Source organism: Algoriphagus sp., from assembly GCF_039969895.1.
GTDB lineage: Bacteria > Bacteroidota > Bacteroidia > Cytophagales > Cyclobacteriaceae > Algoriphagus.
The window spans coordinates 94,439-119,623 of sequence record NZ_JBDVMZ010000003.1 but is presented as its reverse complement, the minus strand read 5'-3'; the positions used below and the strand labels follow the sequence as shown (position 1 = coordinate 119,623).

Below are 25,185 nucleotides of genomic sequence, written 5' to 3'. Positions count from 1 at the left end.
CTTCATAGTATTTGATTCTATCAAGCGCAGATGAGTTAAAATTAAAATCCATATTCTAATGAAAATCGAAAGGTTTGCAGTCTCTCTGTTAGTACTGCTCTTATTTTCTCAGACCCTTTTTGCACAGCAAAAGCGTCCCCTTACCCATCAAGATTACGATCAATGGGAAAGTTTGGGATCACAAAAAATCTCTAAAAACGGCCAATGGGTTGGTTTTCAGGTGAATCCTCAGGATGGAGATGGGAGGATTGAAATATTTTCCTTCAAGAATCCAAATCAGCGTCAACTAATACCTAGAGGTCAATCCTATCTGTTTACCCCAGATGATAAGTTTGCTGTTGGCAAAATCGGAGTTGAAAAAGACACACTTTATGCATTGAAGCTAAAGAAAACCAAGAAGGACGATTTGCCTGCGGATAGTCTTTTCATTTATAATTTGGCAGAAAATAAGCTAGAGAAACTTCCAAGAGTGAAGTCCTTTGCAACACCTGAAGAAGCTGGAAGTTGGGTGGCGATTCATTTTGAAAAGGAAAAAAAGGAAAAAACATCTAAAGAGACCGAAACTGACTCCACAAAAAAAGTGGAAAAGCAGAAGAAAACGGATGGAACCCTACTTCGGGTTAGAAAATTGGATGGCTCGGTGAGCTATGATTTCGAACGGGTCAAATCCTATGGTTTCTCTAAAAACGGTGAATTTTTGCAGTACCAATTAGCGGAGGAAGACACGCTTGACAACGCAGCTATTTATATCCTAAACCTGGCCAGCGGCGAAAGCAGGTTGATATCTGAAGGAATGACTTCTTATTCAGATGTCACTTTTTCTCCGCAAGCTAAATACCTAGCCTACGTTTCTACAGACGATTCCACCAAAGCCAAAAAGCCATATTACTCGCTTTTTATAACTGAGAGTAAAGGGGGAGAAGTAGAAGAGTTGGTAACTAAAGGGTCAGAAGGACTCATGGCAAATGGAATAGTTAGTGCTGATGGAAACATCCGGTTCTCAGAAGATGAAACTCGCTTGTTTTTTGGCGTGTCGCCTGACTATGTTGACTATGGATACGAGAACGACACGACCATTTTGGATGAAGATCGAGTTAGTCTAGATATCTGGGGATGGCAAGATTCGGAGATTCAGCCTATGCAGCTGAAAAATAAGAGTAGAGAGGAGAAGTTTTCCTATTTGGCTACTATAGATTTGGCTACTGATAAAATCACTCAACTTGCTGATCTAGAGGTGAAGAATGTGAGTTTAGAATCGAAAATTGAGCGTGAGTTCGGGATTGCCTGGACGGATGCTCCTTATAGAATTAACTACAGCTGGGATGTACAGATTGGACGTGATTTGTATTTGGTGGATTTCAAAACTGGCTCAAAAACCCTCATTGAGAAAGATGTTTCTGGATTTCCTTCCATTTCCCCTGAAGGAAAATACCTGTATTGGTATGATTCGCGAGATAGCAGTTGGGTAGCTTATAATTTAGCTCAGAAGTCCAAAATCAATCTGACTAAAGACTTACCGTTTGCTTTCTATGAAGAACTTCACGACTCACCTTCTTTACCAGGAAGCTATGGTAGTGCGGGTTGGCTAGCTGGCGATGAAGCATTTTTGGTATATGACCGATTTGATATTTGGAAAATAGATCCCAAAAGTCCTGCTGCAGCAGTGAATCTGACCCAAGGTGCTGGAAGAAAGACTAATACAGTATTCAGAAGACAAGACCTAGACAGAGAAGAAAGAAGTATAGACCCAAAAAGTCAATTACTGCTCACCGCCTTTAACGAGCAAACCAAAGATGCAGGTTATTTCATGGGGTCATTTGACGGAAAGTCAACACCTAAGCAACTAATTATGTCAGCTCATAGATATTTTGGACTGACCAAAGCTGAGGAGAGCACTGAAGTTATTCTCAATAAGTCAACTTATGCGGAGAGTCCAGACTTGTATTTGGCAGACCTGACTTTCAAAAACCTCAAGAAAGTATCCAATCTAAACCCACAGCAAGCCGGGGTGAATTGGGGATCAGTGGAATTAGTGGATTATTTGACCAATGATGGTGAGCCTCTTCAAGGCTTACTCTTCAAGCCGGAGAATTTTGACGCTTCCAAAAAATACCCGATGATGGTGTATTTCTATGAGCGGAATAGCGATGGCTTGCACAACTATAGATCACCTGCACCGAGTGCTTCTACCATCAATATACCCTACTTTGTGAGTAACGATTACCTAGTTTTTGTACCAGATATCAAGTATGATCTAGGGCTTCCAGGTCCGAGTGCTTACAATTGCATCATTCCAGGAGTCCAGTCTTTGATTGCCCGAGGATATGTGGATGCTGATAATATGGCGATCCAAGGCCAAAGTTGGGGTGGATACCAAGTGGCGTATTTGATCACCCAGACGAATATGTTCAAAGCCGCAGGAGCTGGTGCGCCGGTTGTGAATATGACTTCAGCTTATGGTGGAATCAGATGGGGAACTGGCATGAGCAGAATGTTCCAATATGAGCAAACGCAATCTAGAATTGGAGGGACTCTTTGGGAAAAGCCAGTTTATTACATAGAGAATTCACCGTTGTTTTTCATGGATCGTGTCAAAACACCAGTACTCATCATGCACAATGACGAAGATGGATCAGTTCCGTGGTATCAAGGGATTGAGATGTTTATGGCATTGAAGCGACTGAATCAGCCAGCTTGGTTGCTTCAATATAATGGTGAAGATCACAATTTGGTACAGCGTAAAAACAGAAAAGATTTGTCCGTCCGTTTAAGTCAATTTTTCGATCATTACCTCAAAGGGGCTCCTGCACCACTATGGATGTCAGAGGGTTTGCCTGCTGTACAGAAAGGAAAGACACTTAAGTATGAGTTAGAGCAATAATTAATTTTTACTAAAAAGGCCTCAATTGTTAAGTTGAGGCCTTTTTTTTATATATTCACTAATTGTTTCGTGATTTTTCAACAACTTAGTTATGTTTAGTAAATTTAAAAGTACCATCACCGGGTACAAGATTAAAAAAGTGCTCATCCACGGCGTAAAAGTGGAGACTCAATACAAAGGCAAAGCGCCTTCTTCTAGTCCAGTAGCTATACTGGAAGAACTGAAAGTCAAACTAAGACACCATCCCACGGCAGTTCCAATGACGGTGGGATTTGAAGGATGTTGGAATGGTAGATTAGAAGTACTGAAAGGTATTCGTGCTTCCTCTATTTCAAAATTTAATATTTCTGGCAAACAGTTTAAAATTTCGAGGTTCGTGACCAAACAGAATAAGTCACCTTTGAGCCTTTATACCTTGAGTGCAGACGATAAGATTTTTGGACTTTTTTCTAGGCTGTATGATTATGGGAGTGATTTCCGAAAAATTGAAGCCGAACTTTTTTCTAAATATAATTTGGTAAAACCTTCGGCAGAAACGAGTTTGCATCATATCACCGATGGAAATTATTCAGCAGTTGTAGATATGTTTGGGCATTCCCAATGTTTTATCTGGAATCATCAGGAAGAGTTTGAAACTTGTCTTGCAGCTATTTGATTACTTGGGATAGAAGTAACAGAAAAAGCCCTGAATCGCGTCGATTCAGGGCTTTTCTATACGTTGTAGTAGCTGTTAATCTACGAATTCATAGCTGAATTCTAGTTCAAAATCATATTTAGCTGCAGATCTTAAGTTGAGGAATACCTTACCTGTAGTCCCTTCTTCATAGAACTCCATTTTTGCTGAACCACTCTGTATGAATGAGTTGGCAGGTTCTGTATTACTAGTGTTGTCAACTAGGACAATTATAGGAAGGCCATAATCAAAGCTATTTCCTCCAAATGCAATTTTTGGAGTGGAGATCTGAAAAGGCTCCCCTGAGGAACTAAGCTCATAAGGGATTTTATTCTCATAGACACTGATCCAGCCAGATGGTTTGTCTTGTTGGATTCCAAAATACAAATCTCCATTAGAATACCCATCTCTTGGAATTGCAGTTATTTTATTAATGAAATAAGCTCCGATTTTCACCTCCTTGCGTACCGTGTTTTTTACTTTATTGAGCGAGGTAGTAGTTAAGCTTACTGTGTAGGTTCCTGGCTCTTCATAAATTGGAGATACAATTTTCTCATTGGAGGTGGTGCCATTGCCGAAATCCCAGAAATAAGCATAAGCACCATCTACAACCGATTCAAATTGCACAGGTACCAAGGCTAAAGTTTTTTCGGATTGTACTTCAAAATCTGCTTCAATTACTGGGTATTCATCTTCAGAGGAACAACTGAAGATTGCCAAAAAAATTAGTAGCGCTCCTAGATAGTTTAGTTTCATGCGGATAAAAGAGTTTAGATGAATAAATGAGATGAATAGTGAAAATACGTGATGTAAAACTAAATTGTTTTTTTTGTTTCAAAATTGCAATTTCACGTGGGAATTTCGTGGGGGCTAAACCGCCACTGCAGCCTTAATATGTGGGTGTGGATCGTAATTCACCAACTCGAAGTCCTCATATTGGAACTCGAAAATATCTTTCACGTCGGGGTTGATTTTCATTGTAGGTAAGTCTCTGATCTCACGGCTTAGCTGCAATTCAGCTTGCTCCAAATGGTTGGAATATAAATGCGCATCACCAAACGTATGGATGAAATCACCGGCTTCCAACCCACAGACTTGAGCCACCATCATCGTAAACAGGGCGTAAGAGGCGATATTGAATGGCACGCCTAAGAAAACATCCGCACTTCTCTGGTACAATTGACAGCTCAGTTTTCCATCGGCTACATAGAATTGGAAGATGGTGTGACATGGTGGCAAAGCCATATTGTCCACATCAGCTACATTCCAAGCGCTGACGATATGCCGGCGACTGTCAGGTTTGGTTTTGATTTGGTGGATTAGATTTTTGATTTGGTCGATTTCACCTCCTTTACCATCTGGCCAATGCCTCCATTGATAGCCATATACTGGACCCAGATCGCCATTTTCATCGGCCCATTCGTTCCAGATAGAGACTTTATTGTCATTGAGGTATTTGATATTTGAATCACCTTTCAAAAACCATAGCAACTCGATGATGATGGAGCGAAGGTGGAGTTTTTTGGTAGTGACTACCGGAAAACCTTCTGATAAATCAAACCGCATCTGATGACCGAAAATACTTCTAGTTCCTGTTCCTGTTCTATCTCCTTTTACGGCTCCTTCATCTAGGATTTTGCGCATCAAATCGTGGTATTGCTTCATCTTTTTTGGTTGATTTTCAAGTTTCGGCAAGTTAATGACTTCGAAGAATAAATGGAATTCATTTAACACAAAGCAGGATCATTCTTGTTATACTTGAAAAATTGATTCCCGCTACAAAACGCACAATGCAACAAATGTTCAGTAAACCAACTGCTTCCCTTTTTCTATTCGTTGCTTTAGTGATAAGTGTTTTATTGGTTATTTTTCGTCCTGTACCGCAGTTTAATTATGATTTCGAGACCTTTTTCCCGCAGGATGATGAGAATTTGGACTTTTATCAAAGCTTCAGGGATAAATTCGAAAACGACAATGATTACTTACTTGTGGCTATTGAGAATCCAGATGGTGAGCTAGCTGATCCTGATTTTTTGGATAAATCCCTGCAAGTACAAAAATCAATTCAGCGCCTGCCCAAGGTCGATACGGTGATTTCGATTTTAGAATTAGAGCAACCTATAATTGGGGTGTTTGGCTTGAGAAATAGGAGAGTGCTGGATTGGTCTAAGGGAAATTTGGGCGCCAATGCCATTGAAAAGCTGGATCAGTATCGTTCAGGATTGATTTCGAAGGATGGGACTTCAATCCTGATTTATGTCAAAAATGAACAGGGAATTTCCAAAAACGACGGAGATCAACTTTATGCTTCCATCAAAAGTGTTTTTAATAAACAAGGGATTCAGCCCAAAGCAGTAGCGGGTAAAATTCAGACACAGGGAGATTTTGTCAAGCTTATGCAAGATGAGTTTGGGCTTTTTTTCGCAGGTTCTATAGGCCTGATGTTGCTATTGTTGGTTTTGATTTTTAGGTCTTTATGGGGTGTTTTTATTCCTTTGTTTGTTTTAGTGCTAGGGGTCGCATGGGCCTTCGGGGTATTGCTTCTCTTAGGAAAACCGCTGGATGTCATGTCAGTGATGCAGCCTACTATATTTATGATAGTGGGATTGAGTGCATTGATTCATTTTTTCACTCATTTGATAAAAAAACTCAAGGAAGGAAAGGCTAAAGATGAAGCAATTCAAGCCGTTTTCAGGCAATTACTAGTCCCCGTTTGGTTGACCATACTCACTACCTCACTTGGTTTTGTGTCTTTGTATTTTACTAGTATTCCAGCACTGCAGGATTTCGGGTGGAGTACTGGATTGGGTGTTTTAATCATGTTTTTCTCGGTGATCATCGTAGCGCCTGGCTTGTTATATCTATTTCCTATTTCGTATCCCTATTCATCTGAAAGAGCTGAGCGACTTGGATTTTTGCATGCCGTTTTTATGTGGCAACTCCGTCACAAAAGATTGATTAGAGTTTCATTTCTCGGAATTACGCTGCTCTGTATTGCGGTGGGGACTTCTCTGAAAATCAATGGATACCTACTGGATAATTTGCCATTGAATCATCCTATACAGCAAGATTTCGAATATTTCAATGAGATGTATGGTGGGTCAAATCCTATGGAGCTTTACCTCTCCGCAGGCAAAAATGCACCTAGCTTGCTGGAATATGAGGTGTTATTGGAGATTGATAAAGTCGAAAATAAACTTCAGGAGTTATTCGGTGAGGGGCAGGTGATCTCCCCACTTACACTAGTGAAATCTGTCAATCAAGCACAGAATCAAGGAGACCCAAAGGCTTTTACTATGCCATCCAAAGGGCAAATGCTTCGAATGGATAGATGGCTGGAGCCATTTCTAGAACAATCCGATGCGAAAGTGCTCACTTCCGATAGAAGGTCTGGAAGGATTAGTGCTAGAGCTGCGGATCTTGGTTCGCTGGAAATGTCAGCGCGTAGAGAGAAATTTGACGAATTTGTCCAGAGGGAGATAGACCCAAACCTGCTTGAAGTCCGCTGGACTGGTACGGCCTATTTGATCGACGCTGGGCACAAATCTGTCACCTTTCAGATGGCAAAAGGCCTTGGGGTTGCTTTTCTTCTCGTAGGCGTCATCGTAGGCTTTTTATTCAGATCTTGGCGTATTTCTTTTCTCTTGCTCGTGCCTAATTTTATCCCGCTAATCTGGATGCTGGGGCTTATGTATGTGTTGGACATAGAGTTTAAGCTGACTACTGCGATTTTATTTACCGTGGCCTTTGGGATAGCAGTGGACGACAGCATTCATTTTATGAGTCGGCTGAAGCAAGAACTTGAGCGGGGGAAAAACCTGATTTATGCCATTAAGCGTACATTTCTGGAAACGGGAAAAGCAATCGTTTTGACCACAGTGGTATTGACGGCAGGTTTCAGCTTGTTGATTTTCAGTCAATTTGGAGTTACCCATTTCACAGGTTTATTGATTTCGGCATCTATGATTTTTGCATTATTGGCTGATTTAATGCTTTTACCTCTTCTGCTTTTACCCTTAAAAAGAATGTGGGAGAAAAAGTTTAAGAAACAGTGAATACGCCTTACTGACCAAAGCCTTCCCACCTAAACGTAGCCGATATGGGATAATGGTCTGAATAATCTACTTCGCGATGTGTTTTGAATTCTACGGCCTGAAGAGATTTACTCGAGAAAATATGGTCTATCCTCAGAAAAAACAGGATGCGATTGTAGGTAAAGCCAAAACCTCTACCTGCCTTTTCAAAGGCATTATCATAGGTTTCTCCTAGCTTAAAATAGGTGTAAGAATAGGGGATCTCATTCAAGTCACCAAGCAGTATCAGGGGATGAGGACTATTTTTCATGTGCTCCAAAAGCACTTTGAGTTGCTTGGTTCGCGCTAAACTACCTCGTTGAAGTTTACCTAGCGTCTGTCTATAATTTTCTTTGACACCTTCCAGGTTTTCCAGCCCATCAGAATCTATTCGCATGGACTCTAGGTGAGCGTTGTAGATTCGAATGGTGTCACTTTTCACTAGAATATCGGCGAAGATTGCACCGTTTGTTCCCTGTGCATCAAAAACTTTTCCGTCGTTGATAATGGGGTGTTTAGAGAAAATCGCCAAACCATTGGATCTCTTTTTCATACTGCCGTCTATGATGTGATAAGAGACTTTATAGTTTGAGTTTTTCCCTAAGATTTTCAAGGCATCTCTGGAAGGGGTGGTATTGTCCTGATAAAACTCCTGAAAAACCTTCACATCTGCTGGCTGCTCTTGAAGCCAGGAGAGGACGTTTGATTCTGGCGTAGTTTCACTTTTTGGTTTGTAATAGAACATGTGGGCATTGTAGGAAAGTACCTTTAGTCCCTCTTCTACTTCATTTTTTGGATGAATCTGGAAGGTGGCCAGGAAAAACTTGTATCCAATCAACAATACCAAAAGGGGCAAAAAAGCCAATTTTCTCCAAGACAAAACCAAAATCACCAGCAAAAAAAGATTTAACAGCAAGATTACCGGGATGAAAAAAGGCAAAAGGCCTACGTATCTAAAATACTCAGGAGAGATATAGACACTGCCATACAGCACTAGGGTAACCGCAAAAATAAACCAAGTAATAAACCTCATGAATAAAAGTTGATGCGGATTAATATAGTGTTGTAAATCATGATCCTAACGCGGAGTTTGAGTGAATTCACTTCTTTGCAATCTTCGAACCAATCGATTAGTGACTTTATAGATTTCAAGTAGCTCTTACGTAAAGGTAGAATATTTGATATTTAACCAAATGATTGGGATACAAATGATGAAAGAGAGGCTTGAATTTTGCTCATTTACTAAATATTAGTTATTTCGAGAGAAAATTACCCACTATGAAAATTAACCAAGCAATTTTATCGACAGCAATGATAGCACTAGTTTTTGCTTCTTGCAGTTCTCCCAAAACAGCAGAATCTGAAGTAGCCACTGAGGCTATGGAAGAAGCTGAAGCTACCGAATCCCGTCCAAGTCCCTTGATGGTGAAGGAAGGTCAAATAGCCGGTAAGAATGTGAAAGTTCAATATGGCTCTCCAGCCGTGAAAGACCGTGAATTGTGGGGCGATTTGGTACCCTACAATGTAGTATGGAGAACTGGCGCAAATGAAGCTTCCAATGTGGAATTGTCCGAGGATATGGTGGTGGAAGGTGAAAAACTCGCAGCAGGTAAATATTCTTTATTTACCATACCGAAAGAGTCAGGAGCCTGGACAGTGATATTCAATTCCGATTGGGACTTGGAGCATGGGCATTTTCAGTATGACGAGAAAAATGATGTGTTGAGAGTGGAAGTATCTCCACAATGGGAGGCCACAAGTGTAGAATCTTTAACAATGGATATAGAAAATCCCGGGATCGTCATTCGTTGGGAAAAACTCAAGCTACCAATCAGCATGAACTAACAACACTATTTCGTTCAAAAAGCTCTCAGAATTTAATTTTGAGAGCTTTTTTTTGATAGATGCCAAATTGGATCAATGGAGATGCTTATTAATTAGCAGATTGAGCTAAATTCGCCACCTTACCTAAACTTGATTCAATGAAGTATATAGGCTTTTTAGTTGCATTTGCATTGACCATCGCGCTCGCAGTAGCTGTATCTACACCATTTGGCACTATTCCTCCTTTGGCACCCTTGCTGGACCCATACCATGGTTTTTGGCAAAACTCCCTCTCTGAGGATGAATTGGCAGAGGATGAACTCAATCTCAGTAATTTGAGCAGCGAGGTGAAGGTGATTTACGATGAGAATCTAATTCCTCATGTCTTTGCCGAAAACGATGCGGATTTGTACCGAGCTCAGGGTTATATCACCGCCAAGCACAGACTTTGGCAAATGGAATTTCAAACCATGGCTGCTGGCGGCAGACTTTCTGAGATCGTTGGACCTATGGCTTTGGAACTAGACAGGATGACTCGCAGGAAAGGATTGGCATTTGGAGCGGAAAAAGGAGCCGAGTTTATCAAGCAAAATGATCCTGAGTCTTATGCGTTGTTGGAAGCCTACGCCGACGGTGTGAATCAATACATAGATCAGCTCTCAGATGCTAGGCTACCGGTGGAATACAAGATTTTGAATTACCGGCCAGAGCATTGGACAGCTTTTAAATCTATTTTGCTATTGAAATACATGACAGACATGTTGGTGGGAGATCGGGATTTGGAATATTCGAATCTTAGAAAAATCTTAGGTGAGGTAATGTTGGACAAATTGTATCCAGAATACCCTCAAGGTGTTGATCCTGTCATAGAACCGGGACATGACTGGGGTTTTACTCCCGCTACCGTGAATCGTCCAGATAGTATTTCATATCCAGATGATCTGCTGGTGATAGAATCACTGCCTCAGCCTGCTGACGGTACAGGCTCTAATAACTGGGCTGTGTCTGGCTCTAAAACCAAGAGTGGAAATCCAATCTTGGCAAATGATCCCCATCTGAGTTTGAATCTTCCTTCGCTCTGGTATTCTATGCAGCTGACTACCCCATCTCATTCAGTGAAGGGTGCCACCCTACCAGGAGCTTTAGGTGTAATTTCAGGTTTCAATGAAAATATCGCATGGGGTGTCACCAATGCTACAAGAGATACTAGGGACTGGTATAAAATTACGTATCAGGATGACAGTAGAAAAGCTTATCGATATGGAGATAAATGGGAGCAGACCTCTTTTAGAATAGAAGAGATTAAAGTAAAAGGTGAGCCTGTTTACCTTGATACAGTAGTGTACACGAACTATGGACCGGTGGTCTATGATCGTACTTTTAACGCCAATCGCCAAGATGTCAATTTTGCGCTCAAATGGAATGTGCATGAAGGCTCAAATGAGCAAAAAACCTTCTTGATGCTGAATACCGCCAAAAACCATGACGATTACAATGCTGCATTGAATAGTTATACCGCACCTGCGCAAAACTTTGTCTTTGCTTCCAAAAGCGGAGATATAGCGATGAGAATTCAGGGTAAATTTCCATTGAAGTGGAAAGGGCAAGGGAAGTTTTTCATGGATGGAGCAGATCCTAGAATGGAATGGCAAGGCTATATTCCAAATGAACATAATGCGAGTACATTAAACCCTAGCCGGGGTTTTGTGAGTTCCGCAAATCAGCATCCTACCGATTCCACCTATCCTTATTATGTCTTCGATAATAGCTATGAGTTTTACCGAAATCGACGTTTAAACTCTCGTCTTAGCGAGATGAACCAGATTACCGTGGAGGATATGCAGGCGTTGCAGTTCGATGATTATTACCTGCATGCGGCCGAAGCGCTTCCCTTGATGCTTGAGCTAGTGGGCGCAAATGCTGATTCAGATGAAGACGCAAAAAAATATATTGGTCTCTTGAAAGAGTGGGATTTCTACGCAGATCCTAATCAAAAAGCACCTACACTATTTTTCATCTGGTGGAAAAATACCTATGGGCAGGTGTGGTCAGATCTATCTAAGAATGTCGCGCCGATAGTGCTACCGAACTATTATAGAACAGTACAATTAATGAAGGATGCACCAAATGATCCTGTTTTTGATCTGAGAGGTACGGCGGAAATAGAAACTGCTGCCACTCATGTGCAGCAAGGGTTCAAAGAGATGCTTGCCGATATGAAAATCTGGGAAGCGGAACAAGGTGATTTCTCTTGGGCAAATTATAAACAGACCAAAGTGCAGCATTTGGTGCCTCAGTTTAAATCATTTTCTGTGGAGAATGTTTACACCGGCGGTGGCTCGGGGATACTCAATGCTACAAGCAATAGAGCGGGTGCAAGTTGGAGAATGGTGGTGGAATTGGGTGAGGAAGTTAACGCATTTGGTATCTATCCAGGCGGTCAATCTGGCAATCCAGGAAGCAAATATTACAGCAATTTCATCAATAGATGGGCAAATGGCGAGTATCTGAATTTTGACTTGAGAAAATCAGATCAGACAGAAGGCGTATTGTTCCAAACTATCCTAAACTAACCCTTATGAAATTCATACTATTTACATTTATTACTGCCATACTTGTCCTTGTATTCAATTCTTTTCTTCCTTATTGGGGTGTAATGATTCTCATAGCTGCTTTCGCCGCCTTGGTGGGGAATAATGGAGCAGGAGCCTTTTTCGCTGGAGGTTTAGGGATGGCCTTAGCTTGGTTGGGAACTAGCATTTACATCAGTACTGTATCAGGCAGCCAACTTCCTGAAAACATGAGCAGTTTGATGGGCTTGAGTTCATCTCTCGGCTTGTTTGCCGCCACGGCTATCCTAGGATTTTTACTCGGTGCTTTAAGTGGATTGAGTGGGAGTTTATTTCGGAAACTACTGAAAAGACAGCCTTCCAATATCTATGGTCGAGGATCTAGATAAAGGAATCTAGATTTTGGTAACTAAACTTCATCAAAAACCCCTTTAATATTTTTCTCTATTCGCTGCAATGAGTACCTTTGTTACTCACTATTCAGGTGAATTTTTATGCTTGAATCATTAATAACCTCCAAAACAAGGCTGAGGTTACTTGTTAAGTTTTTTGTAAACTCCAAAACACAGAGTCATCTGAGAGGATTGGCTGAGGAATTTGGTGAATCTACGAATGCCATTCGTAAGGAGTTGAATAATTTAACTCAAGCAGGTTTTTTGGTAAAGGAGACCGACAAAAATAAGATTGCCTACAAGGCAAATATAGCTCATCCCTTTTTCTCAAATATTCAAGAGATCATCCGAAAGTATTTAGGATTAGACAAGCTGCTAGAGCAAATTCTAGAGCGAATGGGAGAGGTGAGTCAAGTTATTTTAGTAGGAGATTTATCTAAAGGTATCGATTCGGGTAAGATAGACGTAGTGGTTACGGGCGACAGCTTGAATGAGGACTACATTTTGAATTTATCTACTAGGATTGAAGAAATGATAGATCGAAAAGTGGTATTGACCTTGCTAGGTGAGCGGTTGGGTTCCACGGGTTTGGTCTTGTACGATAGGGAAGAGCAGGCATAGGAGGCTTGTTTTGGTGGTTTTGGAATAGTAATAATAGGCGCTAATGTGACTGAAAGGGCGAAGCTGTGTAAAATGGCTTGAGATTCCATTAAAAATCAGAAATTAGCACTTATTAGAAAAGTGCATACGATTTTCCCCAATCTTTCCAGTATGCCAAATTTCTATGTCTTTAAAAGCAGAAGACCGAAGCGACTTTAATGGTTAAATAAACCCAGATGCTGCACTGCATTTGACCCCTTTACAGGTGACAAAGAGGATAATTAAAAAGTAAAAATAGATTAGAACTTGATTAGTACTGAATTGAAAAAATATACTTGGTTTATTCATACAAGGAATTACCTTTTGCTGGTGATTTTTATGGTGGTGGCTTTTGCTGCGCAAAGTCAAAGTCTCTCTGATATTCAAAACCTCAGAGTGGATAATTTGTCTGATGCTCAAATCGAACAGTTGATCAAACGGGCTGAGGCAAATGGGCTGACCACTAATCAACTGACTGCTCTGGCTAGAGAAAGAGGGATGCCAGCAGCGGAAGCAGCCAAGCTTAGTAGGCGTATCAGCGAGCTTCAAATGACTGTCTCATCTCAAAGCGAAGTACAGGGAGCCGATGGCAATAGATCTATCAATGGATATAAGGAGACTGACATGTTCGATTCAATCCGACGCTCCGATCCTTACTACGAATTGACAGAAAAGCAGAAGAAAATATTTGGCTATAAGCTATTTCATAACCGCGATTTGAATTTTAGTCCTAGTCTAAATATACCTACCCCTCAGTCTTACGTGATTGGTTCAGGTGACCAATTGTTACTTGACGTTTACGGTGCTTCTCAGCAATCTTATGATCTTAGCGTCAGCCCGGAAGGAAGGATATTAGTTCCCAATGTTGGCCCTATTCAAGTAGGTGGATCCACTATAGCTGCGGCATCAGCCAGAATCAAAACCTCCTTAGGCAGAATCTATTCCGGCCTCAATGGAGCAAATCCGAATACGTTTATACAACTGAGACTAGGAAATATTCGATCCATCAAGGTCTCCATGGTAGGAGAACTTACCAAGCCTGGCACCTATACACTCCCTTCTTTTGCCACTGTTTTTAATGGCCTATATGCCGCTGGTGGGCCAAATGAGAATGGGGCCTTCAGGAAAATTCAAGTGTATAGAGACAGCAGATTAGTAGCCACTGTAGATATTTATGAGTTTTTAGCTAAAGGAGAACAAAGTTCAAATATCACACTCCAAGACAACGACGTGGTCATCGTGCCTCCCGTGGAAACACGTGTAGAAATAAGTGGTCCAGTCCGTAGAGAAGGACTTTTTGAAGTCAAAGCGGGAGAATACTTGAATGATTTATACCTCTATACGGGTGGATTTACTAGTATGGCCTACCAGGATCGGGTGACAGTACGCAGAATAGAAAATAATCAGCGAAAGGTAGTGGATGTTCCTTCTGAAGAGTTTGGCTCATTTTCTCTAAAAGATGGAGATGAGATATTGATCGGCGAAGCATTAGATAGATTTTCCAATAGAGTGCAGGTTACTGGATCTGTTATTAGACCTGGGGAATATTCTTTGGATGAAGGCGGCTTGACAGTGAAAGGTTTAGTGGACAAAGCGCAAGGTCTTAAGCCAGAAGCATTTGCTACCAGAGCCACCCTGTACAGGACAAGCGCTGATTTGACCTTAGCGGCAGAACCTCTGGATCTGAATGGTATTTTGACTGGCACTGTAGCAGATGTTCCTTTGAAAAATGAAGATCTTCTGTTTGTGCCTAGTAGATATGATATCCAAGAGGAATATTACGTAAAAATCTCCGGTGAGATAAATTACCCTGGCACCTATCCCTATGCAGCAGAGATGACAGTGGGAGATCTTATCCTGAGATCAGGAGGCCTGCTGGAGTCCGCTACTAATTCTTCTATAGAAATAGCAAGAAGAGTAAGAGATGGCTCTTCTGGCAAGATGGCCGAGATACAGACGCTGACGATCAATCCAGATTTGGAATTGACAGCTGAAGAGAAAAATAGCCCTTTACAACCTTTTGACCACGTTTTCATTAGAAGAAGTCCAGGATTCGAACGAGAGCAGCTGGTGAGTATTCATGGCGAAGTTACCTATCCAGGTGATTTTGCGATAGCATCAGCCAACGAGCGTATATCCGATGTGATCAAGCGTGCAGGTGGCATTACGAAGTTTGCTTACCCGAAAGGTGCTAGTTTGATCAGACGAACAGTCTATTACAAAGGGCCAACGGAAAAGGAACTTCGCGAGCAATCGCTCAAGGAGATACTATCCAATTTGGATCCGGAAACTAATCGTGAGGGCAACGAAGCTGAACAATTGCTCTATGAAAGGATCGATAAAAAGCTGGCGCAGAATGAACTGGAAAAGCTCCAAAAAGAGCAAGCAGAGCAAAAGCGCAGATTTTTTGAAATTTCTCCCGCCTTTGACACCCTGCGTCAAGATTCCTCACTTACTACCATGAGAATGAAAGAGCAGGATTTTGTAGGAATTGACTTGGGTTACATTTTGCAGCACCCAGGTTCTGAAGAAGATTTGATTCTCATGGAAGGTGATGTGATTCAGGTTCCCAAGGAACTACAGACGGTACGAATGGTAGGAGAAGTTTTGCTCCCTACAACTACACGATTTAGCAAAACTAGTGTTCTGAAAGATTATATTTCAAAAGCAGGGGGATTCACCGAAAACGCTCGGCGTGGGAAAACCTATGTGGTCTATGCCAATGGAGATGCTCAAAGAACTCGAAATTTTCTGGGATTGAAGATCTACCCACAGCTGGAACCAGGAGCAGAGATCGTAGTTCCTAAGAAGCCTCAGAGAATCAGCATGGGACCAGCAGGTTGGATTGGCATTGCATCTAGTTTGGCCACAGTAGCTATCTTGGTTCAAACCTTAGTAAATAATAGCAAATAGCTTTAATAGTTTTTATTCAACAACTTATTATATGAAAATTGCAGTAGTAGGTACCGGCTACGTGGGCTTGGTCTCAGGAGCATGTTTTGCAGATGTAGGGATCGAAGTCACTTGTGTCGATATTGACCAAAAGAAAATTGATAACCTCAAAAATGGCATAATGCCGATTTATGAGCCAGGGCTCGAAGAGGTTGTAGTAAGAAATTACAAAAGTGGAAGGCTGAAATTCAGTACAGATCTGGGTGAGGCGATCCAAGGAGCTTCGGTAGCTTTTATTGCCGTGGGAACACCTCCAGGTGAAGATGGCTCTGCTGACCTGAAATATGTTTTGGGAGTGGCGGATGAGATCGGCGCAAAGATGACTGATTATATCGTAGTCGCTACCAAGAGCACCGTTCCGGTCACCACAGGAGAGAAGGTTCGTGCAGCGATCACACAGGCCTTGAGTAAACGAGGGGCTGATCTTCCTTTTGCGGTAGCATCCAATCCTGAATTTTTGAAGGAAGGCGCTGCAGTAGAAGACTTCTTGAGACCTGATAGAATTGTGATTGGCGTGGATGATACCCGGGCTGAGGAAATTATGAGACGCCTATATAAGCCGTTTCAATTGAGTGGAGAACGCATCATCTACATGGATATACCTTCCGCTGAGATGACCAAATATGCAGCAAATGCAATGTTGGCTACCAAGATTTCATTTATGAATGACATTGCCAACTTGTGCGAACTCGTGGGAGCTGATGCAAACATGGTAAGAAAAGGAATTGGTTCTGATCCAAGAATAGGAAATAAGTTTATCTATCCAGGAGTTGGCTATGGAGGTTCTTGCTTTCCAAAAGACGTAAAAGCAATCATCAAAACAGCAAAGCAATACAACTATAACCTGAGAGTACTACAGGCTGTAGAAGAGGTGAATGACGATCAAAAATATGTGCTTTCCAAGAAAGTAAAGGAGCACTTCGGGGAAGACCTTAGCGGTATGACATTCGCTATGTGGGGCCTCAGCTTCAAACCAAATACAGACGACATGCGTGAAGCACCGGCAGGTGTGATCATCGATGAATTGAGAGCTGCTGGTGCAACTGTAAAAGCATATGATCCCGTAGCAATGGATGAAGCTAGAGAACACTATATTTTTGATAAAGTAACTTATTGTAAAGATGCCTATGAAGCACTAGTGGATGCCGACGCCTTGCTACTTGTGACGGAATGGTCAGAATTCAGAATCCCTAGCTGGGAGGTAATGGGTAAGCTACTGAAAAACAAAGTGATCTTTGATGGAAGAAATATCTACGATAAAAAATACTTAAAAACCCTAGGTTTTGAATCCTACGGGATTGGTTCTAAGTAATTTACAGTGCCCTTGGGTGAAGCTCAAGGGCACACCTATGTTATGAGAAATAGATAAACATGATCATTGCCGGAGCTGGAGGACATGGAATGGAGGTTCATTACATATTGATTCAAGAGGGAATCAATTCCTCTGATTTTTTTTTCTTTGATGAAAATCCTGAATCTGTTAAGCGAAAAGGTATTAATTCTCCGGTTTTATTTGAGCTAGCTCATGTACAAAATCACTTTAAGACAAACCCTAGATTTGTTCTAGGAGTCGGAAATCCAGCACAAAGGGAGAAGTTGTTTCACCTATTAAACTCACTTGGTGGTTGTTTTCATGGCATCAGAAGTAATTACTTTATAGATAACAGTAATTCAAGTCCTTTGTTTGATGCGATGCCTTATAGTTTTGTGGGGCCTGAAACAAAAATTGGACGAGGGGTTTTAATCAACACACGTGCTCATGTGCATCATGAATGCGAAGTAGGAGAGTTTAGCGAAATTGGGCCTGGAGCTATGCTTCTAGGTGGTTCGAAAATAGGAAAAAGCTGTAGAATTGGTGCTGGAGCAGTTGTTTTACCTGGTGTTGAGTTGGGGGACGAGGTAGTAGTAGGAGCTGGGGCTGTAGTGACTAAATCAGTAATTGAAAAATCCACTCTAGTAGGCGTTCCAGCAAAGTCTATTTCATGATCATATTAGAGCATTATTTGCTTTATGATACCTATTAAAAAATTGAAAGAAGCAGGTATTTCAGCCATATTTTATAGCCTCAGTTTAGACAAAAGTAAATTTTTCGAAAATTATCGCTAAGGCAGAGAGTTCCCTTGGGCGGATCAATATTCGAAGAGGCTAATAAGAATGCTTGTTTTTTTAATATGACCTTTGAACCGTTGGATTCAATTTGCCAAACTTTATGGAGAGTGGTATCTAGCCCAACAAGCCTTTAGAAAGTGTCCCAAGTTTTTTACTTAAAATAGTGTAGAGTAAAAAAATCACTTGTGGTAATTAGTTATCATTGGTTTATTTAGTTTTTACTAAGCAATTATAAAATTAATATGTCGGAGAATTCATCAAAATTTTCTTTTGTGGAAATCGATTTGATTTCCCTAGTGACTCTCGTCTGGAATAGACGAAAAGATGTATTTAAGATAACCTTTGTTTTTGCATTTCTAGGAATTGTTACAGCTTTGATTTCACCTAAGGAGTTTTCTGCCACATCAACTTTTATTCCTCAAGCGGAAGAATCGCCCAGTTCAGGTGGTGCTTTAGGTGGATTAGCCAGTTTAGCTGGAGTTAATCTGGGTAGTATAAATGGAGGCTCAGAGATATCTCCTGTTTTGTATCCTAAAATTGTTTCTTCAATCAACTTTCAAAAGGCATTATTAGATGCCAAAATCCGAGTCAATGGTTATGATAGCACTATGACCTATCAGGAGTATTACAATCAAGTACATTCGCCTGGGATTTTTGATATGATTAAAAAATATACAATTGGTTTACCAGGGATTTTTATAAAAAAATTAAAAGGAGAGCCAGAAGACTTGGTTATTCAGGAAGAAGATGGAATAATAAGAGTGAGTCAAGAAGAATATTCCCATTGCAATAGGATTGCCTCCCAATTAAAGATAGCACCAAATGAAAAAGAGGGGATTGTAATGGTTTCCTTTACTATGCCTGAACCGTTGATGGCTGCAGAAATGGTAAAGTTTGCAGTGGATTTGCTGCAAGAAGAAATAATCAGATTTAAAATAAAAAATGCGAAAGAACAATTGAGATTCACAGAGGGACAATTCTTGGAAAAGAAGAAAGAGTTTGAAGATGCTCAGGATAAATTAGCATATTTTAAAGAACGTAATCAAAATTTAAATTCAGAATATGCTAATAATCAATTGGATAGATTACAAACAAATTATAATTTTAATTTTGAAGTGTATAGTGAGCTAGCAAAACAAGTGGAACAGGCTAAATTACAAGTAGCGAAGAATACTCCTGTTTTTTCTATCATTCAGCCCGTAACCATTCCCCTAGAAAAGTCGAATTTAAGAGGGTCAACTGTCCTGATTATTTTTTTAATGATTGGCTTTTCCTTTTCGATTGCTTATATAATTGGAACTGAGTTTTTGCGCAGGCGACATTCAAAATAGAGTTGGTCAAAATACTAGAAATTTATTGAGTTATTTTCATAAATTTTTCTATCCAGATTTCATAATAAAATAAATTAGTTTCTTAAGTTTTTGGGTAAAGAAAGTCTTATTTCAAATATTTTTAATTTACTCCTTTTACAAGGGATAAATTATATTATGCCGTTGGTGACTTTTCCGTATTTGGTCAAGGTATTAGGAGTCGAACAATATGGTATTCTTGCTTTTTCGTTAGCTGTTACTTCTTATTTTGTATTGATAACAGATTACGGATTTAATCTTTCTGCAACACGGCAAGTTTCGATTTATAGGTATGATCAGCAGAAAATCAATGAGATATTTGGCAGCGTATTAATTATCAAGTTATTATTAATGATTGCTTGCTTCTGTTTGATGATATGTTTGATATTCTCAATAGAGAAATTCAACGATATACAGAATTTATTATTTCTTTCATTTGGGATGGTTTTTGGTCAGATCTTATTTCCAATCTGGCTTTTTCAAGGAATGGAGAAAATGAAGTATATAACCTATTTGAGTGTTGTAGCCAAGTTGATTTTTACAGTAGGAATTTTTCTTTTTGTAAAAGGGGAGAATGATATTTGGTTAGTTCCTCTTCTTAATTCATCAGGTCTTATTTTAGTGGGTGTTTTTTCTCTAGTTCTGGTAATAAGACAATTTGATATTAAATTTTACATTCCAGATAGGCATTCACTCTATTTTTATTTTAAAGACGGATGGAACTTGTTCACATCTAATTTAGCAATATTGGGCTACAAAAATAACTCAATGCTAATACTGGCATTTTATCTTGATTCTACAAATCTTGGATTTTATTCAATTGGTAAGAAGATTTTCGAAGCAATCAATGGATTGAATGTGGTCATGTCTCAAGCTTTTTTCCCAAGTGTTTCAAAGTCTCAAGCAATTAGTGGCTTAGCTATTTCTGATAGATTGAAAAGCCTCTTTTCGATCTCTATAATGCTTTCTACATGCATTTTTCTTGGTACTTTTTTCTTTGCAGATATTATTTCTTTGCTTATTTCCGGTAAGGAGGAAGCTGTTGTGATTGAGATTTTACAACTTTTAGCAATAGCCTTATTTATAATTGGAGTAAATGTACCTGCTGTTCAATACCTTATTTCAACTGGAAATTCTAAGAAGTTCAGCCTTATTGTTTGGATAGGTGTGATTGTTGATTTATTGCTATTGTTACAGCTTGTACCCAAATTAGATTACAAAGGCGCTCTTTATGCCACACTGATTTCGGAAACCTTAATTACACTGTCTTTATATTATACGAGTTATTTGATATTTAAAACAAATAGAAATGTTTCAAGAAATATTGTTAAAGTACCAAAATAAATACGGTAAGTGTGTTTTGGAATTAGGTCCTGGAGAGACTAAACAGTTTGATTATTGTATAGGCTTAGATATAATGAAAAAAGAAAGTGTTGATTATGTATGTGATTTATCCAATGGTTTTTCGTTTATTCAAGATAGTAGCATCGATGAGATTCATTCTAGCCATTTTTTAGAGCATATCGACAATCTCCCTCTCTTTCTGAAGGAAGTTTTCAGAATTTTGAAACCTGACGGTAAAATGATCAATGTTGTGCCGCATTTTTCTAATCCTTACTATTACAGTGATTACACACATAAAAGTTTTTGGGGATTATATTCACTTTCATATTTCAGTAATGATTCTTTTTTCAAGAGAAAGGTTCCTACCTATTATAATGATATCAATTTCGAAATTGTTGACGTAAAATTGATTTTTCGTTCTGATTTTCGACTTAGAAGTTTATTTAAGAAGTTTTTAACCTTCATCTTCAACTCATCTACCTATATGAAGGAATTGTATGAAGAATCCTTCTCTTATATTTTTCCATGCTACGAAATATATTTCGTGATCCAAAAAAGATGATGATGATTTTTGGAGGATTTATTTTGGTTTTTTCTATTTTTTTAATTCTATGGAAGTAATAGCAGTTATAGTTACTTATGGAAATAGATTTGAGTTCTTGGATCAGGTCATTCAAGCTTCTATTAATGAAGGAGTTTCTGGAATATGGATTGTTGACAATGGTTCCTTAAGTGAATCTAAAGTTGAAATCGATTCATTGGAAAAAAGGTATCCCCATTTAAGGCTATTTACAAATGAAAATAATGTCGGAACTGCAGGTGCTTATTCAATGATCCTTGAAGTAGCTTTTAAACTCGAAAAGGATTTTTTCTTTTGGTTTTTAGACGATGACAATCTTCCAACCCCAGGTTCTCTCAAAGCATTGAAAGATGCGTATGCCTTACTTTCGAAAAGTTTTGAACATCCAGTTTTGTACAGTTATAGGGGAAAACATTGGAAAGATGATTTTTTAGCAGTTTCTAAAGGAATTATCAAAGGTCCAAAAATCAATGCTTTTTGTGGATTTGATATCCTAAGTTATTTAGGAAATAAGCTGTCTAGGAATCTTGTTTCTGAGACCGTCCATGAAATTAAATTTCCAGTAATCAAAGTAAGTTATGGACCTTATGGAGGTCTTTTCTCTCATATTAGTAATCTTAGGAAAATTGGATTGCCAAAAAAAGAATTTTTTGTTTATGCTGATGACCATGAGTTTACCCTTAGGTTTTCTCAAATAGGTGTGAGTCAATTTTTGATTTATTCCAGTCAGATAGAAGATTTGGATATGTCTTATAAAGACGGTGAGGATATTTTTAGTCCTAATTTGTCACTGCTTAAATTATTTTATTCATTTAGAAATACGACTTATTTCTATAGCCAAATAAAGACCCAAAATTTCAAGTATCATTTGAATCGTATTTCATTTCATTTAATTATATGTTATTGGTCATTCTTTCGGTTTTTAAAGAATCCTAGCTTTATTTATAAGCGTCTCAAGTTTTTGTTTTCGGCAGTTAAAATGGGGGAAAAAGCTGTTTTTAAAAACTATTCTTGATTTCCTATTCTCCTGGTTATAATTTGTAATTATTTGGTATTTTATTTATTCTATGTGTGGAATAGCAGGTTTTGTTGATTTAAAATTTACTTCAGATGCGAATGTCTTAAAAAGGATGACGGACTCCCTAGTACATAGGGGGCCTGATGATTCTGGCTATTTTTATCAGAATGATTCACGTTTTCAGGTGGGACTTGGCCATAGACGACTTTCTATTTTGGATTTATCAAGACACGGCCATCAACCTATGGTTTTTCAGCAGTATCAGATTATTTTTAACGGTGAAGTTTATAATTTTAAAGAGATACGTAAGGATCTAGAGACAGAAGGTTTTTTATTTGATTCTAATTCTGACACTGAAGTTATCTTGAAAGCGTTTAGTCTATGGGGCAAAGAAATGGTTCATCGACTGAATGGGATGTTTGCTATTGTTATTTATGATTCGATTGAGAAAAAAATCACATTGATTCGTGACAGAGCAGGTGTAAAGCCTATCTATTGGTATTTTAATAATGGTTTATTCATGTTTGCGAGTGAACTTAAAAGTTTCCACGAGCATCCATCTTTTTGTAAGGAAATAAACAAGCAAGGATTAAACTTGTTTTTTCAATATGGATATATTCCAGAGCCTTACACTATTTTTAAAAACACCCATAAACTTAAAGCAGGTTATTTTTTGGAGTTTTCACTTGAAAATACTCAAATTCATACTTCCAAATATTGGGATGTCGTGAACTGTTATAATAAAGAGAAACTTTTTCTTTCAGAACAGGATGTTCTAACAGAGACTGAAAACCTGTTAAAATCAGCTTGTGAGTATCGGTTGATTTCAGATGTTCCTGTGGGTGTATTTTTGAGTGGGGGGTATGATTCTTCAGCCGTTACTGCTCTAGTACAGTCTTCTCGGACTGAGAAAATCAAAACCTTTTCCATTGGGTTTTTAGAAGGAACATTTAATGAAGCTCACCATGCAAAAAATATTGCAGAATATTTGGATACCGACCACACAGAATATTATTGCAGCCAGCAGGATGCTTTAACTATTCTTCCAGATATAGCTTTTTATTTTGATGAACCCTTTGCAGACAGCTCAATGATACCTACCATGTTGGTAAGTAAATTGGCTAGGCAGCAGGTAACTGTTTCACTTAGTGCGGATGGTGGCGATGAATTATTTGGAGGCTACGAAAAGTATTTGGAGGCGGGTAAATATTATAACTTGTTTAATCGTATTCCCAACCGAAAGGATTTTTCTACTGTGTTGGAAAAGGTTACTCCGCGCCGTGTAATGGTCAATTCTCTATTTCCAAGGTTTAGTGAAAGATTCTATCGTGCTGTGTCTTTTATGAAATCTGAGTCGCATTCCGGATTTATGGAAAGTTTGCAGAAATTTTTTACTACTTCAGAATTAAATGAACTGGTACGTTTTGATTTGGACAAGACAATCACTGGTTTTGACGACTTGGAATACCTCTCGGATGAATTATCTGAATTAGATAAAATGATGGCAATAGATTTTAAAACTTACCAACTGGATGATATTTTGACTAAGGTCGATCGCTCTACCATGTCGGTAAGTCTGGAAGGTAGAGAACCATTACTTGATTATAGACTTATTGAATTTGTGGCTCGTTTGGATTCTAACTTGAAAATTAAGGATGGAAATAAAAAGCACCTTCTTAAAGAGATCACACACAAATATATCCCTAAGGATCTACTTGATCGTCCAAAAATGGGCTTCAGCATCCCTTTGGAAAAGTGGTTGGTAGAGGGATTTAGGGAGTATTTAGAATATTACTTCCATCCTGATAAATTAAAAGAGCATGGATTATTTAATGAGTTTGAGATTATAAAAATCAAAGAGTTATTTTTAAAAGGACATACCTATCTTTCAGGAAAGGTTTGGACTGTTTTGATTTTTCAGATGTGGTATGAAAAATGGATGAAGTGAAAGTTAATCGCTTAGTGGTTTATACTGCACTTTTTGGTGATTATGATCAATTACGAGACCCCAAAGGTGAATTTGATTTTGTTGATTTTGTGTGCTTTACAGATCAGAAGTGCATAGTTTCCAACGTTTGGGATATAAGGCTTGTATCTAAGGATGAGTTAAGTTCCATTGAGCTCAATAGAATGTATAAGTTTTTGCCTCATCTGTTTCTGAAAGAATATGAAATAAGTTTATATATAGATTCCAATATCTTGATTAAGAAGGAGGCAAGTGAGTTGTTTCAACAACTAATCGATAGTGAATATAAGTTTGCCCTGCCAAAACATTTTGCTAGAAATTGTATTTATCAGGAAGCCAAAATTATCATTCAATCCAAGAAAGGAAATGTTGACATTGTCAATTCTCAAATGAGAGGGTATAGGGATGAAGGTTTTCCTGAAGAATTTGGCTTAACGGAAAATGGTCTTCTCTTTAGGAGACATAATGATCCTCAGGTCATCGAGTGTATGGAACTCTGGTGGAATGAGTTCTTTCACAAAAGTAAAAGAGACCAACTTTCTCTGATGTATGTACTTTGGAAATCTAATTTAGATTACATTACCGGTTTATTTTCTTTAAGACGTAGCCCCTATTTTTCAATAGAAGTACACAAAAGCCTGGATACCAGATATAATCATTTGATCGGCTATGTTTGGTTTAAGCGGTTTTATGATTCTAATCAGCCCTTGTCTCCCTTTTTTGATTTGGTTGATAGAGTGTATGGCAAACTGGCAAATGTTCATTAGCCGTGTTTGACGCCGGATTTATTAACAAATTACACTAGCTTAATTATT

General features: G+C 39.0%; 18 protein-coding genes. 15 read left to right on the top strand and 3 right to left on the bottom strand.

Annotated elements, in window-relative coordinates; all coding sequences use genetic code 11:
* The first annotated feature begins 58 nt into the window (after window positions 1-58).
* Together ABJH64_RS00540 and ABJH64_RS00535 are read left to right on the top strand one after the other, a co-directional pair.
* Window positions 59-2,881: a prolyl oligopeptidase family serine peptidase gene (locus ABJH64_RS00540; RefSeq protein WP_348275871.1), complete on the top strand. Its 2,823-nt coding sequence runs from the start codon at window positions 59-61 to the stop codon at window positions 2,879-2,881.
* A 91-nt stretch (window positions 2,882-2,972) separates the two neighbouring features.
* Complete coding sequence (locus ABJH64_RS00535) at window positions 2,973-3,536, top strand: hypothetical protein (protein WP_348275872.1); 564 nt, start codon at window positions 2,973-2,975, stop codon at window positions 3,534-3,536.
* Between the two features lie 75 nt (window positions 3,537-3,611).
* Here the strand turns inward: ABJH64_RS00535 and ABJH64_RS00530 are convergent, their stop codons facing one another.
* Window positions 3,612-4,310, bottom strand: a complete 699-nt coding sequence (locus ABJH64_RS00530; RefSeq protein ID WP_348275873.1) for a PKD domain-containing protein — start codon at window positions 4,308-4,310, stop codon at window positions 3,612-3,614.
* Between the two features lie 114 nt (window positions 4,311-4,424).
* The gene (locus ABJH64_RS00525) at window positions 4,425-5,219 is read right to left on the bottom strand and encodes a thymidylate synthase (RefSeq protein ID WP_348275874.1); all 795 of its coding nucleotides are present in this window, start codon (window positions 5,217-5,219) and stop codon (window positions 4,425-4,427) included.
* A 134-nt stretch (window positions 5,220-5,353) separates the two neighbouring features.
* Between ABJH64_RS00525 and ABJH64_RS00520 the strand changes: the two genes are divergently transcribed.
* Window positions 5,354-7,609 (top strand): MMPL family transporter, encoded by a 2,256-nt coding sequence (locus ABJH64_RS00520; protein WP_348275875.1) that lies wholly within the window; start codon window positions 5,354-5,356, stop codon window positions 7,607-7,609.
* 7 nt (window positions 7,610-7,616) lie between these two features.
* Here the strand turns inward: ABJH64_RS00520 and ABJH64_RS00515 are convergent, their stop codons facing one another.
* The gene (locus ABJH64_RS00515; protein WP_348275876.1) at window positions 7,617-8,660 is read right to left on the bottom strand and encodes an endonuclease/exonuclease/phosphatase family protein; all 1,044 of its coding nucleotides are present in this window, start codon (window positions 8,658-8,660) and stop codon (window positions 7,617-7,619) included.
* Window positions 8,661-8,905: 245 nt separating this feature from the next.
* On the opposite strand from ABJH64_RS00515, the gene ABJH64_RS00510 reads away from it, so the two are divergent.
* From ABJH64_RS00510 to ABJH64_RS00455, 12 genes are all read left to right on the top strand, one after another.
* Window positions 8,906-9,472 carry a DUF2911 domain-containing protein gene (locus ABJH64_RS00510; protein ID WP_348275877.1) on the top strand — a complete coding sequence of 189 codons (567 nt, stop codon included), beginning with the start codon at window positions 8,906-8,908 and terminating at the stop codon, window positions 9,470-9,472.
* Window positions 9,473-9,609: 137 nt separating this feature from the next.
* Window positions 9,610-12,024 carry a penicillin acylase family protein gene (locus tag ABJH64_RS00505; protein ID WP_348275878.1) on the top strand — a complete coding sequence of 805 codons (2,415 nt, stop codon included), beginning with the start codon at window positions 9,610-9,612 and terminating at the stop codon, window positions 12,022-12,024.
* A gap of 5 nt (window positions 12,025-12,029) precedes the next feature.
* The gene (locus ABJH64_RS00500; protein WP_348275879.1) at window positions 12,030-12,410 is read left to right on the top strand and encodes a hypothetical protein; all 381 of its coding nucleotides are present in this window, start codon (window positions 12,030-12,032) and stop codon (window positions 12,408-12,410) included.
* A gap of 105 nt (window positions 12,411-12,515) precedes the next feature.
* The gene (locus ABJH64_RS00495) at window positions 12,516-13,034 is read left to right on the top strand and encodes an ArsR family transcriptional regulator (RefSeq protein WP_348275880.1); all 519 of its coding nucleotides are present in this window, start codon (window positions 12,516-12,518) and stop codon (window positions 13,032-13,034) included.
* A 285-nt stretch (window positions 13,035-13,319) separates the two neighbouring features.
* Entirely contained in the window at window positions 13,320-15,965 is a 2,646-nt protein-coding gene (locus ABJH64_RS00490; protein WP_348299429.1) for an SLBB domain-containing protein, read from the top strand.
* A 31-nt stretch (window positions 15,966-15,996) separates the two neighbouring features.
* Window positions 15,997-17,316: a UDP-glucose/GDP-mannose dehydrogenase family protein gene (locus tag ABJH64_RS00485; protein ID WP_348275882.1), complete on the top strand. Its 1,320-nt coding sequence runs from the start codon at window positions 15,997-15,999 to the stop codon at window positions 17,314-17,316.
* A 59-nt stretch (window positions 17,317-17,375) separates the two neighbouring features.
* A complete protein-coding gene (locus ABJH64_RS00480) occupies window positions 17,376-17,990 on the top strand; it encodes a DapH/DapD/GlmU-related protein (RefSeq protein WP_348275883.1) in 615 nt (204 codons plus the stop codon).
* 395 nt (window positions 17,991-18,385) lie between these two features.
* Window positions 18,386-19,444, top strand: a complete 1,059-nt coding sequence (locus ABJH64_RS00475) for an exopolysaccharide biosynthesis protein (RefSeq protein WP_348275884.1) — start codon at window positions 18,386-18,388, stop codon at window positions 19,442-19,444.
* Between the two features lie 90 nt (window positions 19,445-19,534).
* The gene (locus tag ABJH64_RS00470) at window positions 19,535-20,806 is read left to right on the top strand and encodes a flippase (protein ID WP_348275885.1); all 1,272 of its coding nucleotides are present in this window, start codon (window positions 19,535-19,537) and stop codon (window positions 20,804-20,806) included.
* 611 nt (window positions 20,807-21,417) lie between these two features.
* The gene (locus ABJH64_RS00465; RefSeq protein ID WP_348275887.1) at window positions 21,418-22,401 is read left to right on the top strand and encodes a glycosyltransferase; all 984 of its coding nucleotides are present in this window, start codon (window positions 21,418-21,420) and stop codon (window positions 22,399-22,401) included.
* Between the two features lie 52 nt (window positions 22,402-22,453).
* Window positions 22,454-24,352: an asparagine synthase (glutamine-hydrolyzing) gene (gene asnB, locus ABJH64_RS00460; RefSeq protein WP_348275888.1), complete on the top strand. Its 1,899-nt coding sequence runs from the start codon at window positions 22,454-22,456 to the stop codon at window positions 24,350-24,352.
* On the top strand, window positions 24,340-25,137 hold the full coding sequence (locus ABJH64_RS00455; RefSeq protein ID WP_348275889.1) for a glycosyltransferase domain-containing protein: 798 nt from the start codon (window positions 24,340-24,342) through the stop codon (window positions 25,135-25,137). The genes asnB and ABJH64_RS00455 overlap by 13 nt, the downstream gene beginning before the upstream one ends.
* The last annotated feature ends 48 nt before the right edge of the window (window positions 25,138-25,185 follow it).